The organism is Actinoallomurus iriomotensis, assembly GCF_030269445.1.
In the GTDB taxonomy this organism is placed as follows: domain Bacteria; phylum Actinomycetota; class Actinomycetes; order Streptosporangiales; family Streptosporangiaceae; genus Actinoallomurus; species Actinoallomurus iriomotensis.
The window spans coordinates 1,530,013-1,544,214 of the sequence record NZ_BSTJ01000001.1; the positions used below are offsets into that span (position 1 = coordinate 1,530,013).

A 14,202-nucleotide genomic window follows, 5' to 3' on the forward strand; every position below is an offset into this window, starting at 1 on the left:
GTCCGCGCGATCGGTTACTCGGGTAACAATCGTGTCTGCGTTAACAGACGCACCACGAGGTGGACGTTGGAGAGGATGATCAGGTGACGGACGCACAGGACAAGCGCTACGACGTCCTGGTGCTCGGCGGCGGCGCCGGGAAGAACATCGCCGCCGACCTTGCGCGGGCGGGCCGCTCGGCCGCGCTGGTGGAGAGCCGCCTGGTCGGCGGGGAATGCCCGTACTTCGCGTGCATGCCGTCGAAGTCGCTGCTGCGCTCCGCCCGCCGCGGGGAGACCTGGGAGCACGCGGTCGCGCGCCGCGACGAGGTCACCCGCCATCTCGACGACGCGCCCACCGCCGCGGAGATGGCCGAGGCGGGCGTGACCGTGATCCGCGGCCGGGGCCGGGTCGCGCGGCCCGGCGTGGTCGAGGTCGACGGCGCCGAGTACGGCTACACCGACCTCGTGGTCGCGACCGGCAGCGAGCCGGTCACCCCGGACGTCGAGGGCATCGGCGACGTGCCGACCTGGACCAGTGACGAGGCGCTGACCCGCCCCGACCTGCCGCGCCGGCTGATCGTGCTCGGCGGCGGTCCGGTCGGCTGCGAGCTCAGCCAGGTCTACGCCGCGTTCGGCTCCCAGGTGACGCTCGTTGAGGCCGCCGACCGGCTGCTGGCCGCCGAGGCGCCGTTCGTCGGCGACCAGCTCGCCGACGTGCTCCGGCGCATGGGCGCCGACCTGCGGCTCGGCGTGGGCGCCACGCGCGCCGAACGTACGGAGAGTGGCCTGCGGCTGTCCCTGTCCGACGGCGGGCACATCGACGCCGACCGCATCCTCATCGCGACCGGCCGCCGGCCGCGCGTCGCCGACCTCGGCCTGGAGACGCTCGGCATCCGGCCCGACCCGAAGCAGGGCATCGCGGTCGACGTCACCTGCAAGGCCGTGGTCGACGCCGAGGCGGGCACGGACGGCACGACGGTCTGGGCGGCGGGCGACGTCACGGGCGTGGCCCCCTACACCCACGCGGCCAACTACCAGTCGCGCGTCGTCGTCTCCAACGTGCTCGGCAAGCGCCGCGAGGCCGACTACCGCGCCGTGCCGCGGGCCGTCTACACCACGCCCACGGTGTACGCCGTCGGCGTCTCACCGGTCTCGGCGACCGGCCTCGAACTCGTCGCGGCCGGGTACGACCTGTCCGACACGCCGCGGGCGGCGGTCGAGAACGACGACCGCGGCCGCGTGGAGCTGTACGCCGACCGGGCGCGAGGCGTCCTCGTCGGGGCCGCGGCGATCGGCCTCTACGCTGAGGAATGGATGAGCGAGATCACGCTGGCCATCCGCGCCGAGACGCCGCTCAGCATCCTGACCGACGTGGTCCACGCGTTCCCGACTTACGGCGAGGCCATCGAGCCCGTTCTACGCGAACTGGCCGAACAACTCTGAGAAGGCTGGGGGAAGGCATGTCCGAGGAAGACATCGAGCTGAGCCTGGAGACTCCGGAGGCCGACGCGGCCGAGCAGTACACCCCGGCGGGGGGTGGCGAGCGTCCCGAGGCGCCCGCCGTGCCCATCGAGGCGAACGACGCCGACGCCGCCGAACAACACGTCCGTGTGCGCGACTACGCCGAGCGCTGGCCCGAGACGATGCCCGCCGAGGCCGACGAGGCGGACGCCGCCGATCAGCACCTGGCGGTCCGCGACGACCAACTCGATGACGACGACTATCGCTGAGGCGGTGCTCGCGACGCGGTGTTACCCGGCCGTAGGATGGTGGATCGAGGCGTCACCGCGTTCCGGCGCCGCTCGGCAGCTGATCGGAGAACCCACGTGACCGCAACCCCGGACGCGCGCCCGCGAGGCACGAGGTTGCCGAGGCTGGCACGCCGTCGTCAGCTGCTCGGCGCGGCTCAGGAGGTCTTCGTCGCGCAGGGCTATCACGCCGCCGCGATGGACGAGATCGCCGAACGCGCCGGAGTCAGCAAGCCCGTGCTCTACCAGCACTTCCCGGGCAAGCTCGAGCTCTACCTGGCGCTGCTCGACGAGCACGCCGAGGGCCTGGTCCAGTGCGTGCGCGACGCGCTGGAGTCGACGCCGGACAACAAGCTGCGGGTCGAGCGGACCATCGAGGCCTTCTACGACTTCGTGGCCGGCGAGGGCGAGGCGTACCGCCTGGTCTTCGAGTCCGATCTGCGCAACGTCGCCCCGGTACGCGCGCGGGTCGAGCGCACCAACCAGCAGTGCGCGGAGATGATCGCCCAGGTGATCCAGGAGGACACCGGCGTGTCCAGCGACGAGGCGCACCTGCTCGGCATGGGTCTGGTCGGCATGGCCGAGGTCAGCGCGCGCTACTGGCTGTCGCAGCGCGGCACCATCCCCAAGGACCAGGCCGAACGGCTCATCGCCCGGCTGTCCTGGCGCGGCATCGGCGGTTTCCCCCGCACGACCTGATCGCCCCCGGCCGGCGGGGTTCACGCGGGCGACCGTGCGATAGTTGGGCAGCCGCTGACCGCCGATACGCCCGGTTCGCCGGTGGCGGGCGGCCCCGAGACGACGGATGGATCACGGAGGACAGACGTGCAGGTCAGGATCGGTGTGCAGTCCGTACCCAAGGAGCTCGTCGTGGAGACGTCCCTCTCCCCCGACGAGGTCGAGCAGGCGGTGGCCGACGCGCTCGCCGAGGACGACGGCGTGTTCGCCCTGAAGAGCAAGAACGGCCGTGTGGTGGTGCCCGTGGCGAAGCTGGCCTACGTGGAGATCGCGGAGGCGGACGCCCCGTCCGTCGGATTTGGGTCGTTTTAACGTGCTTCTACCGGAATGACACCGGATTTAGGGGGCATACCGGTCGCTGAATCGAGCCGCTGACCCAAGGGCGGCCGGTAGGAGGTGTCACAAGCGATGCTGACAGTGATCTGGTTCATCCTCATAGGTGCCGTAGTCGGGCTGCTGGCCCGTCTGGTCGTTCCGGGACGCAACCCGATGGGCGTGCTGCTGACCATCCTGGTCGGGATCGTCGGCGCCGTCCTCGGCGGGATGGTCGCCGGCGCGGTGGGAGCGGGCAGTGTCCTGGCGTTCGTCTTCGCGGTCGTGATCGCCGCGATCCTGGTCGCCCTGCTCAGCGGCGGCATCGGTCGACGGCGTCACCGGGTCTTCTGACCCGGCTCGTCGTCACCGGCGCATGAGACCAACGCCGCGTCCCGGCCGCCACCAGGCGCCGGGGCGCGGCGGCGACTTTTTTACCGGCGGCTCGCCGTGACGTCGCCGCCCGGCCATCATCCCGTCTACGGACGGTAACGGCCCGTTCGGCCGCCGCCCCGAAAACATTCGCCCCCGCGACATCCTGGCCGGACTCGCTGGCCGGAAGCGGTCAGGAGCCCGCCACGGCCCCATACGCGGGACCGCAGAGGCACTCCAGGCCTCTCACCAGGGGTTACGCGCCGAGCACGGCCTCCGCCGCCGTCCGGCCTCTCTCCGGCCCGTCGTCACCCGGCCGCAGGTGCGGCGCACCAGGCCAGAAGGCCGAACGGGCCTCCGAGCCCCAGGGGGACGCGGGGAATGAAAGCGGACGGACGTATGTTAGAGCTTTACGTCGGGGACTTTATGTTTCCGATCTCTCCCGCTACACTGCGTGGCGAAATGTGACCGCGCGCTGCGCAGCGCGACCCCCGGTCGCACCCTTAGGAAGAATTTGACGGCTGGTCCCTCCCGCGCAAGCGCGCGACCGTATGCGACGACCGGCAGGTGCGAAATCGAGCCCTGCCGCGGGCGGCGCATGAGTCTGCGACCGCGAGATGGTCTGCCGCGTCACCGACCTGGTGCACATGCGGCGCCGAGCGGACCCCGCACTCTGGAGGCTGAAGGCTCTGACGACATTTCATGATCTGGGAGTCATTCCCGAAATCGCCGCTGCCCTCGAGGCCGAGGGCATCATCGAACCGTTCCCGATTCAGTCACTCGCGGTGCCCATCGGGCTCAGCGGGCACGACATCATCGGCCAGGCGCGCACCGGCACGGGCAAGACGCTCGCGTTCGGCATCCCGCTGCTCCAGCGCATCGAGCACGGCGGAAAGAAGCCGCTCGCGCTCGTCATCGTGCCGACCCGTGAGCTGGCCGTCCAGGTCACCGGCGACCTGAACGTCGCCGGCGGCAAGCTCGGCACCCGCGTGCTGTCGGTGTACGGCGGCCGCGCGTACGAACCGCAGATCGAGGCCCTCCGCGAGGGCGTCGAGGCGGTCGTCGGCACGCCGGGCCGCCTGCTGGACCTGGTCAAGCAGAAGTACCTCGACCTGTCGCAGGTCTCGGTCCTCGTCCTGGACGAGGCCGACCGCATGCTCGACCTGGGCTTCCTGCCCGACATCGAGCGTCTCGTCGAGCGGGTGCCCGCGCGCCGGCAGACGATGTTGTTCTCGGCGACCATGCCGGGCGAGATCGTCGCGCTGTCCCGCAGGTACCTCACCCGGCCCACCAACGTACGGGCCGAGTCGCACGAGGAGTCCGAGGCGACCCCGCAGGTCGCCCAGCACGTCTTCCAGGCACACCAGATGGACAAGCCCGAGCTGCTCGCCCGCGTCCTGCAGGCGCGTGGCCGTGGCCTGACCATGGTGTTCTGCCAGACCAAGCGTGCCTGCGACCGTGTCGCCGAGGATCTGGCCAAACGCGGATTCGCGGCCGCGGCCGTGCACGGCGACCTGGGCCAAGGCCAGCGTGAGCGGGCGCTGCGGGCGTTCCGGGCCGGCAAGATCGACGTCCTCGTGGCCACCGATGTGGCGGCCCGCGGCATCGACGTCGACGACGTGACCCACGTCGTCAACTACGAGTGCCCCGACGCCGCCGACACCTACGTGCACCGCATCGGCCGTACGGGCCGGGCGGGCAAGGAGGGCATCGCGGTCACGCTCGTCGACTGGTCCGACCTCCAGCGCTGGAAGCTGATCAACGCGGCGCTCGACCTGGGAATCCCTGAGCCGGCCGAGACCTACTCCACGTCCGACCACCTCTACGAGGCGCTCGACGTCCCGACCGACATCACCGGCACCCTGCCGAAGGCCCAGCGCGAGCGCGCCGGACTCGAGGCCGAGGAGGTCGAGGACATCGGCGAGACCGGGCGGTCCCGCTCACCGAGGCGCTCGGAGCCGCGCAGCAAGCCGCGCAAGCGCAGTCGCACGCGGACCCGCGGCGGACAGCCGATCGACGCCGACGCGGCGCCGGCGGTCACCGAGACGGTCACCGAGGAGCAGACCGCTCCCGCCGTCCCGGAGCCGCAGGCCGAGACCGTCGCCGCCGAAGGCACCCGCCCGTCCCGGTCCCGGCGGCGCACCCGCCGCGGTGCCGAGACGAGCACCGAGACGAGCACCGACGCCACCACCGAAGTCACCGAAACCACCGACACCATCGAAACCACCGACACCACCGACACCGCTCCCGCGGAGACACCCGCGGCACCGGCTCCGCGACAGGCCCCGGTCGCCTCGACGCCCGCCGGTGTTCCCGTCGTGCAGTTCATGGCACCGCCTGTCGACCCCGAGGCCGAGGCGGCCCACCTGCCCGAACCGGCGCAGTCCCAGCCGAGGCGGCGGCGCCGCTCCCGCACCGGAGGGGCGCGCAGGCCGGTCTGACGCGGACGTGACCAAGGGGCGTGGCTACGGACCGCGCCCCTTTCTCATGCCCTCCCGCAGGACCCGCGCAGGCTCAGGGCATGGCGCGGACGGTCGGTGATCAACACCGCCACGCGCGAATCGGCCAGGAACCGCCACATCATCGCGGAGATGCCGAACCGACCGCAGAACCGCACCCCTTACTCAGGCCCGCAGACTCAAGGCATGGCGCGGACGATCGGTGATCAACACCGCCACACGCGAATCAGCCAGGAACCGCCGCATCTGCGGCTCCCCGTTGACCGTCCAGACCATCGCGGGGATGCCGAACCGGCCGCAGAGCCGCAGGACGTTCGCCCGGGCCAGGCGGCGGTGCACCGCCAGCCAGTCGGCGCCGCAGGCCCGCATCCGCCCGAGCGGGTACAGCTCGCGGGCGCGCACCGGCAGCCGCAGCCACCGGCCGACCTCCCGCAGGTCGCGGCCCAGGGACAGCGCCGTCGTGACCTCCGGATGACGCTTCTTGATCTCCGCGATCGAGGAGTCCACGAGTGTCGTGGCGACGAAGTTGCCGGGCCCGAGCAGGTCGAGGGCCATCTTCACGACCTCGTGCTCGTACCCGGTCTCCTTGAGGTCCAGATGGCCGACCGCCTTTCCGGCGATCAACCTCATCACTTCACGGACCAGCGGCACCCGGTGACCGACCGCGACGCAGAGCTCCTCGTAGGCGAGCCCCGCGATGGGACGGCCGGCGATGTGGGAGTCGTGGAAGACCACGAGATCACCGTCACGCGTGCGCCGGATGTCGAACTCGACGTACTCCGCGCCCGTCGTGAGGGCGGTCTCGTACGCCTGCCATGTGGCCGGTGGCGCGTCTTCCGACCCGCCCTTGTGTGCTGAGACGGCGACCGTCATGACTGAAGCGTACGGTGCCCCGCGAGGGGCGTTAACCAGCGAAAGCGCTAAGCTGGTGTCGCTTCGACATCGGCAAGTAAGCTCCTGCCAGTGAGTACGCCCCGGTTTCTTACTCTGCCCCCCGGTGTTCGCCGGACGGACATCGAGACTTCACGCGGTGCTTTCGCCGCGCTTGAGGCGTTTCCCGGGTCAGGGATCTCCGAACGCGGCCCGGCTCTGCTGATACCCGGCTTCACGGGGAGCAAGGAAGACTTCATCTCGGTCCTGCAGACGCTGGCCGGCGCGGGACGACGCGTGATCACGCTCGACATGCGCGGCCAGTTCGAGACGCCGGGGCCGGATGACGCCTCCGCGTACGGCTGCGCCGAGCTGGGCGCCGACATCGCCGCGGTGATCGAGTCGATCGGCGACCCGGTCCACCTGGTCGGGCACTCCTTCGGCGGCCTGGTGACACGCGAGACGGTGATCGGCGATCCGGCCCTGGTCGAGTCCTTCACCCTCATGAGCTCGGGCCCGGCGGCGATCACCGGCGGCCGCGAGGTGGAGGGGCGGGTCCTGCTCTCCGCGCTGCCGAAGGTGGGGCTCGAACACCTGTGGTCGACGCGGATGGAGCCGGAGGTCCTCTCCAAGGGGGTGGCGCCCGAGATCGTCGCCTTCCTGCGGCGGCGGATGTTCATGAGCTCCCGCTCCGGGCTGCTGGGCATGGCGAACGAGCTGCTGTCCTGCGCCGACCGGGTCGACGAGCTCGCCAAGGCGACCGACGGCGCCGGCGTGCCCGTCCTCGTCCTGTACGGAGAGAACGACGACGCCTGGGAGCCCCAGACCCAGGCCCTCATGGCCGAGCGCCTGGGTGCCCGGAAGGTGGTCATCCCCGGCGCCGCGCACTCTCCCGCCGTCGAGGCGCCCGAGACGACGGCGAGCGCGCTCACCGCGTTCTGGAACGACGCCGAGCGCACCTGACCGCATCCGGCGTACATGAGACGAGAGACACCTTTCGTCTCATGTAATAAGTCACTTACGATGGTCGCCATGGAAGCGACCGTCCAGTCCCCCCAGAGCGTCACCTGGCAGGTGCACATCGACCGGTCGATGTGGGTCGGAGGCGTGCGCAGCCTCATGCTCCAGGCCCTGCACCCGATCGCGATGCGAGGCGTCTGGCAGAACTCCACCTTCCAGACCGACCCGATCGGCCGGCTGCAGCGCACCGCCGACTTCGTGGGCGTCGTGACCTGGGGTACTCCCGATGAGGCCGATGAGCTCGGCCGCAGGGTGCGCGGCATCCACCGGGCCCTGCGCGTCAAGGACCCCGACACGGGGCGGCTCCACCGGGTCGACGAACCCGAGCTGCTGCTCTGGGTGCACTGCGCCGAGGTCTACTCCTACCTCGAGGTGGCCCGGCGCTCCGGGCTGCGGCTCAGCGACGCGCAGGCCGACCGCTACCTGGCCGAGCAGCGCCGCAGCGCCACCTACGTCGGCCTGCACGAGGAGGACGTGCCCGGCAGCGTCGCGGAGATGGAGGCCTACTTCGCCGACATGCGCCCGCAGCTGAAGGTCACGCCGGAGGCACAGGGGGCCGTACGCTTCCTGCTGTGGCCGAAGCTGCCGCACGAGATGCGGTTCCTGCGGCCGGGCAAGCCGCTGTACATGCCCTTCGGCGCGCTCTGCTACTACTCGCTGCCCCTCTGGGCCCGGCGGATGTACGGGATGCTGCCGGAGATCCCGCAGCCGCTCGTGAGCGCGGGGCTGCGGTCGTTCCGGCTGGCCATGAACTCCATGCCCGAGCCCCTGCACGACAAGTCGTTCCAACCGACGACCCGGCGGATGCTGGCCGGTGCGCGCGAGCGCCTCGCCGCCGAGGGCTACGACCTCGGCCGCGGCCTCGCCGGCCTACGCGACCCCCGCCGCTGGCCGGAGACCGCACGGGTGTGAGCCGGACCGGATTTCCTCGGGCAGCGCGGAACAGGGATCGCGCGCCGGAGCCGCCTGCCGACCCTCCGGACAGAGCCGCACGTAGTCGCACCACGCGCACAGCGCACCCGGGCAGGGAACCCGCACCGAGCCGCCCACCGGCCTACACGACCCTCGGCACGCTGGGAGACACCCCGGCCTGAACCGGGCTCAGACCTCCTCCGGCAGCGCAGGCCAGGGATCGCGCGCCGAAGCCGCCCACCGGCCCTAAACGGCCTGCACACCTCCCCGCACCACCGGAGACCCCCGGCCTGGGCCGGGGTCAGACCTCTTCGGGCAATGCGGACCAGGGATCGCGCGCCGGAGCCGCCTGCCGGCCCTCCGGGCAGTGGCGCACGTAGTCGCACCACGCGCACAGTGCGCCCGGGCGGGGTGGGAACGTCTCGTCGAAGCCGGCGTGCGGCGGGCCGGTGCGCGGGCCCGCCGGGACGTTCTCGCGGTACCACTCGTCGGCCTCGGCGCACTCTCCGGCGATGTCCTCGGCGCGCCGCAGATGGCGGCCGAGTGACTCCTCGGTGTGCTCCCAGACCGCGACCTCCCCGGTGGGCAGGTGGTGCAGCTCGACGAGGCGGCACGGAGCCCGCATCATCCGCCAGGAGGCCGCGGCGTACAGCGCGAGCGCCAGCGACGACCGGGCGTCGTCCGAGGTGAGCGGCCGACGGCCGGTCTTGTAGTCGACCACGACGAGCTCGCCGTCGCGGCGGTCGAGCCGGTCGATGCGCCCCTGGACGGTGATCAGGTGGGTCTTCATCGACACGGTGCGTTCGACGCCGACCGGCTCGTCGGCCGGGTCGAGGCCGGAGACGTAATGCTCGACCATGGCGCGGGACCGTCGCCGCCAGTCGGCGGACTGGTCCGCGTCACGGAACCCGTCGGTCAGCCAGCCCCGCTCCAGCAGCCGCCCCGCCGCCTCGGGCGTGCGGTCCGCGACGGGCAGCCGCCACCAGCCCGCGAGCGCGTTGTGAACGCTCGCCCCGACGCTGTTGTGCGCCCACGGCGGGCCCTTTTCCGGCTTGGGCCGGTCGAGGTAGGTCATGCGGTAGCGGCGCGGACAGTCCAGCCAGGTGTTCAGCCGTGAGGGCGTGCAGGGGTAGAGCCGCTTGGGCATCCCCTCGAAACCGAGCTGCTCGGCCGCCATCGCCGGGACCCGCTCAGGCCTCGGACTCGGGCTCCTGGGCGAGGGCGAACCAGCTCTCCCACTGGGAGTCCTCGTCGCCGACCGTGCTCTCGTCGCCCTGGCCCGGCAGGATGCGGGTCTCGCGCGGCAGCGGGCTGAGGATCGCCCCGATGGAGTTGAGCTGCTCCTGCAGCTCGGGGTAGTCCGGCCCCACGCGGCCCGGCCGTCCCTTGTGCAGCGTGTCGCCGGTGAACAGCACCCCGAGTTGCTCGCTGTAGAGGCAGATGCTCCCCGGCGAGTGGCCGGGCGTGTGCATGACCTCGAGCTGCGCGCCCGCGATCTCGAAGACGCCGCTGTCCTCGATGTCGAGGTCGGGCTGGAGATCCTTCAGGAAGTCGGCGTCCTCGTCCTTGTCGGCGAGCGCACGGAAGTACTGACGCCACAGCAGGCGGTCACGCGTGTGCAGCGCGACCGGGGCGGGGTCCTCCTCGTCGGCCTCGGCGACCTCCAGGACGGAGCCCAGGTGGGTCTCCCTGCCGTCGGTGCAGATGACGGCCATGATCTCCCGCTCGTCGACCGCCTCGATGACGGGCTCGGCGTCGAAGGCGGGATCGATGACGATCACCGCCTCGTCGTCGCCGACGATGTAGGTGTTGGCCTCGATGTCGTACTCGGTGTCGTCGACCGTGACCTTGCCCGACGTCACCACTTTGTCGATACGCGCGTCCACGTGAGAAACCCTACCGACTCCGGGCCTTCGGTGCGTGCGGCACGTGGTACTCAGCCGGACGACGGATCGGTGGACGGCTCGCCCTCCCACGTGACCTGCACCGTCTGCGTACGGCCCGCGCCGGCGATCGTCACGGTGGCCGCGCCGGCCGCTCGCGGGGTCGCCGGACGCAGGGTGATCGTGACGGTGGCCGTCTCGCCGGGGTTCAGCGAGCCGCTCGCGGGGGCCACCGTCAGCGGGTCACCGGTCGTCGCGCTCCAGTGGACCGGCGCGCCTTCGCCGCGCAGCGTGACGGTGCAGGTCAGATCGGCCGCGCCGAGGTCGCAGTCGCCCGCCCGCACGTACAGCGTCGGCCGGGCGACGGGCCGGCCGGGCGGGGAGGATGAGCGCGGGGAGGAACCGCCGGACGCGGGCGGCACCCGGTGGCCCGGACCGCTCGTGTAGACGGTCGTCGTCGGTCCCGGTCGCGGCGGCCGGTCGCCGGCGTGGAAGGCGATGACCGCGGCCACCGCCGCCCCGGCCACCGCGACGGCGGCGATCGCGGCGGCGACCGCCGGCGGCCAGCCGCGCCTCCGTCCCCCCGGGTCCGCGGCCACCGCCTGCGTCTCCGGCGGTGACGCGACCGCCCGCGCGACGTCGCCCGGCGGCGGCACGGCCGCCGCGCTCATGCCCTCGGTCATGATCGCGGTCTCGCCCGGCCGGCCGCCGGGCACCGTCGTGTGGCCGAGCAGGCGCATCAGGAGCGCGCTCGCGGACGGCCGTCCGGCCGGGTCCTTGGCGAGACACTCGGCGACGAGTTCGCGCAGGCCTCCGGTGAGCGCACCCAGCTCAGGCGGCTCGTGCACGATCCGGTGGGCGAGCACGGCGAGCGAGTCGCGGCCGAACGGCGGGGTGCCGCTCGCGGCGTAGACCATCGTCGCGCCCCAGGCGAACACGTCGACGGCCGGCGTCACCTCTCCCCCGGAGACCTGCTCGGGCGCCATGTACGCCGGCGTGCCGGGCGTGTGCCCGGTGAGCGTGGCGGCGCGGTCCACGATCCGCGCGACGCCGAAATCGATCACACGGGGGCCGTCGGGGCCCATGATAACGTTCGGCGGCTTGAAGTCGCGGTGGATGACGCCGGCCTGGTGGATGGCGACCAGCGCGGTGGCGGTCCCGATGGCCAGGCGGTCGAGCGCACCGCCCGCGAGCGGCCCGCGCTCGGCCACGAGGGCGTACAGGGACGGCCCGGGGACGTACTCGCTGACGATGTAGGGCCGGTCGCCGTCGATGTCGGCGTCCAGGACCTGGGCGGTGCAGAACCGCGCGACCTGTTCGACCGCCGCCGCCTCACGGGCGAACCGCTCCCGCTCGCCGCCCGCCTCGGCCATGGCGGTCCGCAGCAGCTTGACCGCCACCCGTCCGGCGCCGGCCGCCTCGGCCAGGTAGACCACGCCGTACCCGCCGTGCCCCAGCCGGCCGACCAGCGTGTAGGGACCCAGGCGCGCCGGATCGTCCGGCCGCAGGGGCGCGATGTCGGGCATGGGGTCGGGCATCGGGTCCTCCGGTGACGAGCGGATGGCGACCGCTCACACCCGTTGGACGCCGCCGCGAGTGCCCGGGTTTGCCCCTGTGCGCCGGCTCGCCTCAGGCGTCCTCGACCAGAGCCATCAGGAACCCGTCATGTCCCTTCCGCCCCACCGTCTGCAGTGCCACGCCGGTGACCCTCGGGTCGGCCGCCACCGCGTCGGCCAGCCGGCGGACGCCCAGGACGTCCGGGTCGTCGTTCCCGGGAGCGACGACCTCGCCGCGCCGTACGACGTTGTCCACCACGATCAGCGTGCCGGGACGGGACAGCTCGACCGCCCAGGCGAAGTAGTCCGCGCCGGCGGACTTGTCGGCGTCGACGAAGACCATGTCGAACGGCCCGAGCCCCTCGGCGGCGATCTCGGGCAGCGTCTCCAGCGCGGGCCCGAGGCGTACCTCGACGACCTTGGCGAGCCCGGCGTGCTCGATGTTGCCGCGGGCGACCGCGGCGTGTCCCGGGTCGGCCTCCAGCGTGATCAGGCGGCCGTCCTCGGGCAGCGCGCGGGCCAGCCAGATCGTGCTGTAGCCGCCGAGCGTGCCGACCTCCAGGATGCGGCGCGCCCCCTGGAGCCGCGCCAGGAACCACAACACCTTGCCCTGGTTCGGCGGGACGGCGATCCGCGGCAGCCCCGCCTCCTCCGAGGCCGCCAGCGCCGCGTCCAGCGCGGCGTCGGGCGGCACGAGCGCCCCGTCGAAGTAGTCGTCGACCGCGGTCCAGATCTCCCTGTTCATCCCCCGCCTTTCGTCCCGCCCCTCGCAGGAGCGTCCCCGCCTCGCGGCCTGCCCCCGGACGCGCGGCACGACCGGGTCCGGAGGATGGTTTTCGGTGTCCTAACATCACCGAATGGTGACGGCGCGACCGCCCGGCGAGGTCAGGTGATGCTCGAGGTCCTCTGGCTCGGCGTGCTCCTCGGCACCGGCGCGGCGGTCTCCGTCGGCCCGATCTTCGTCACGATCCTCAACGAGGCCGCGACACGCGGCTTCGCCCCGGCGTTCCGCGTCATCCTCGGCTCCGCGACCGCCGACGCGCTCCTGCTGCTGCCCGCGCTGGCGTTCGCGTGGCTGATCGCGGCCGTGGCGCGGGCGGAGTTCTGGGTCGGTCTGGCGGGCGCGTGCGTCTTCGCCTTCCTCGCGTTCCAGGCGGTACGCGAGGCGTGGCGGCTGTGGCACCACGGCACCGTGCCGGCGGCCCGGATCCGGGCCTTCTGGAAGGGCGTGACCGCGAACCTCGCCAACCCGCTCACGTGGACGTTCTGGCTGGCCACCGGCACGCCGACGATGCTGCGCGCCCGGCACCTCGCGGGCGACGCGGGGATGGCGGTGTTCACCGTGACCTGGTTCGGCGTGGCGTCGGGCCTGGAGGCGGTCATCGCCTTCGCCGTGGCGCTCTCGGGCCGCCGCGTCGGCCCGAAGGGGCAGGGCGCCTTCACCGGCCTGTCCGCCCTGCTCTTCGCGGCCCTCGCCGCCATGATGCTGGCCCGATCCCTGCTCACCTGACGTCCGGAACCGCCCCCGTGGCCAGGGCGCGCAGGGCCTCGTACGCCTCCGGGGCGGTGGTCTCGCAGCCCAGCCGGTGGCCCGTCAGCTCGCCGTGGTCGTCGCTCGCGCCGGTGACGAAGAGGCCCAGCTCGCCCGCCAGCGCCCGCAGGGCCGCGCGGTCCTCCGGGGCGTGGTCCGGATGGTCGGCCTCGAGCCCCGCCAGCCCGGCCTCGGCCAGGCTCGCGATCGCGTCGTCGGGCACGCCGTAGCCCCGCCGCGACGCCCGCGGATGGGCCAGCACCGGGACGCCGCCCGCCTCGCGTACGAGCCGCACCGCGCGGACCGGGTCCAGGGCGTACCGGTCGACGTACGCCCGCCCGCCCGCGCCGATCCACTCCGCGGTGAAGGCGTCCTCCACGGTCGCCACGACGCCCGCCTCGACCATGGCGCGGGCGATGTGCGGACGGCCGGGTACGGAGTCGCCGGTGATCCGCGCCACCAGTTCCCAGGTGACCGGCGCACCCAGCTCGCCCAGCCGCTGGACCATGCCGCGCGCCCGGTGCGCGCGGTCGTCGCGGATGCGCTCGCGCTCGGCCGCGAGCAGCGGCTCCTCCGGGTCGAACAGGTAGGCCAGGAGGTGGACGCTGTGGTCGCGCAGCCGGCACGACAGCTCCATGCCGCGGACCAGCGTCATACCGGGCGGCAGCGCACCCGCGGCCTCGGCGTGGCCCGCGACGGTGTCGTGGTCGGTCAGCGCGAGCACGCCGACGCCCGCGGCGTGGGCTCGGCGTACGACGTCGGCGGGCGGCTGGGTGCCGTCGGAGACGGAGCTGTGGCAGTGGAGGTCGATGAGCACCCG

The 14,202-nt window shown here is 72.6% G+C and carries 15 protein-coding genes; 9 read left to right on the forward strand and 6 right to left on the reverse strand.

The features are described 5' to 3' along the window. Positions 1–83: 83 nt before the first annotated feature. The 6 genes from QSK37_RS07265 (at position 84) to QSK37_RS07290 (ending at position 5,592) form a co-directional block, all read left to right on the forward strand. Positions 84–1,424: a dihydrolipoyl dehydrogenase family protein gene (locus tag QSK37_RS07265; RefSeq protein ID WP_285618420.1), complete on the forward strand. Its 1,341-nt coding sequence runs from the start codon at positions 84–86 to the stop codon at positions 1,422–1,424. Positions 1,425–1,441: 17 nt separating this feature from the next. Further along, positions 1,442–1,711 (forward strand): hypothetical protein, encoded by a 270-nt coding sequence (locus QSK37_RS07270; protein WP_285618421.1) that lies wholly within the window; start codon positions 1,442–1,444, stop codon positions 1,709–1,711. Between the two features lie 96 nt (positions 1,712–1,807). Continuing rightward, entirely contained in the window at positions 1,808–2,428 is a 621-nt protein-coding gene (locus tag QSK37_RS07275) for a TetR/AcrR family transcriptional regulator (protein ID WP_285570596.1), read from the forward strand. Between the two features lie 126 nt (positions 2,429–2,554). Then, on the forward strand, positions 2,555–2,779 hold the full coding sequence (locus QSK37_RS07280; RefSeq protein WP_285618422.1) for a DUF3107 domain-containing protein: 225 nt from the start codon (positions 2,555–2,557) through the stop codon (positions 2,777–2,779). Between the two features lie 96 nt (positions 2,780–2,875). Further along, the gene (locus QSK37_RS07285) at positions 2,876–3,133 is read left to right on the forward strand and encodes a GlsB/YeaQ/YmgE family stress response membrane protein (RefSeq protein WP_285618423.1); all 258 of its coding nucleotides are present in this window, start codon (positions 2,876–2,878) and stop codon (positions 3,131–3,133) included. 803 nt (positions 3,134–3,936) lie between these two features. Continuing rightward, positions 3,937–5,592 carry a DEAD/DEAH box helicase gene (locus tag QSK37_RS07290; protein ID WP_432705527.1) on the forward strand — a complete coding sequence of 552 codons (1,656 nt, stop codon included), beginning with the start codon at positions 3,937–3,939 and terminating at the stop codon, positions 5,590–5,592. A gap of 183 nt (positions 5,593–5,775) precedes the next feature. Here QSK37_RS07290 and QSK37_RS07295 read toward each other — a convergent pair whose 3' ends face one another. Beyond that, positions 5,776–6,483: a glycerophosphodiester phosphodiesterase gene (locus tag QSK37_RS07295; protein WP_285618424.1), complete on the reverse strand. Its 708-nt coding sequence runs from the start codon at positions 6,481–6,483 to the stop codon at positions 5,776–5,778. Positions 6,484–6,573: 90 nt separating this feature from the next. Between QSK37_RS07295 and QSK37_RS07300 the strand changes: the two genes are divergently transcribed. Then, complete coding sequence (locus QSK37_RS07300) at positions 6,574–7,443, forward strand: alpha/beta fold hydrolase (protein ID WP_285570607.1); 870 nt, start codon at positions 6,574–6,576, stop codon at positions 7,441–7,443. A gap of 69 nt (positions 7,444–7,512) precedes the next feature. Next, positions 7,513–8,412, forward strand: coding sequence for an oxygenase MpaB family protein (locus QSK37_RS07305; protein WP_285618425.1), 900 nt, complete (start codon positions 7,513–7,515; stop codon positions 8,410–8,412). A gap of 301 nt (positions 8,413–8,713) precedes the next feature. On the opposite strand, the gene QSK37_RS07310 is transcribed toward QSK37_RS07305, so the two are convergent. The 4 genes from QSK37_RS07310 to QSK37_RS07325 form a co-directional block, all read right to left on the reverse strand. Further along, on the reverse strand, positions 8,714–9,589 hold the full coding sequence (locus QSK37_RS07310) for a RecB family exonuclease (RefSeq protein WP_285570613.1): 876 nt from the start codon (positions 9,587–9,589) through the stop codon (positions 8,714–8,716). Positions 9,590–9,602: 13 nt separating this feature from the next. Continuing rightward, positions 9,603–10,298: an MBL fold metallo-hydrolase gene (locus tag QSK37_RS07315; RefSeq protein ID WP_285618426.1), complete on the reverse strand. Its 696-nt coding sequence runs from the start codon at positions 10,296–10,298 to the stop codon at positions 9,603–9,605. Between the two features lie 50 nt (positions 10,299–10,348). Continuing rightward, positions 10,349–11,833: a protein kinase domain-containing protein gene (locus tag QSK37_RS07320; protein WP_285618427.1), complete on the reverse strand. Its 1,485-nt coding sequence runs from the start codon at positions 11,831–11,833 to the stop codon at positions 10,349–10,351. Between the two features lie 91 nt (positions 11,834–11,924). After that, positions 11,925–12,596: an O-methyltransferase gene (locus QSK37_RS07325; protein ID WP_285618429.1), complete on the reverse strand. Its 672-nt coding sequence runs from the start codon at positions 12,594–12,596 to the stop codon at positions 11,925–11,927. Positions 12,597–12,743: 147 nt separating this feature from the next. On the opposite strand from QSK37_RS07325, the gene QSK37_RS07330 reads away from it, so the two are divergent. After that, the gene (locus tag QSK37_RS07330; RefSeq protein ID WP_285618431.1) at positions 12,744–13,361 is read left to right on the forward strand and encodes a LysE family translocator; all 618 of its coding nucleotides are present in this window, start codon (positions 12,744–12,746) and stop codon (positions 13,359–13,361) included. Here QSK37_RS07330 and QSK37_RS07335 read toward each other — a convergent pair. Next, positions 13,354–14,199 carry a PHP domain-containing protein gene (locus tag QSK37_RS07335; RefSeq protein WP_285618433.1) on the reverse strand — a complete coding sequence of 282 codons (846 nt, stop codon included), beginning with the start codon at positions 14,197–14,199 and terminating at the stop codon, positions 13,354–13,356. The two genes, QSK37_RS07330 and QSK37_RS07335, sit on opposite strands and share 8 nt — an antisense overlap. Positions 14,200–14,202: the final 3 nt, after the last annotated feature.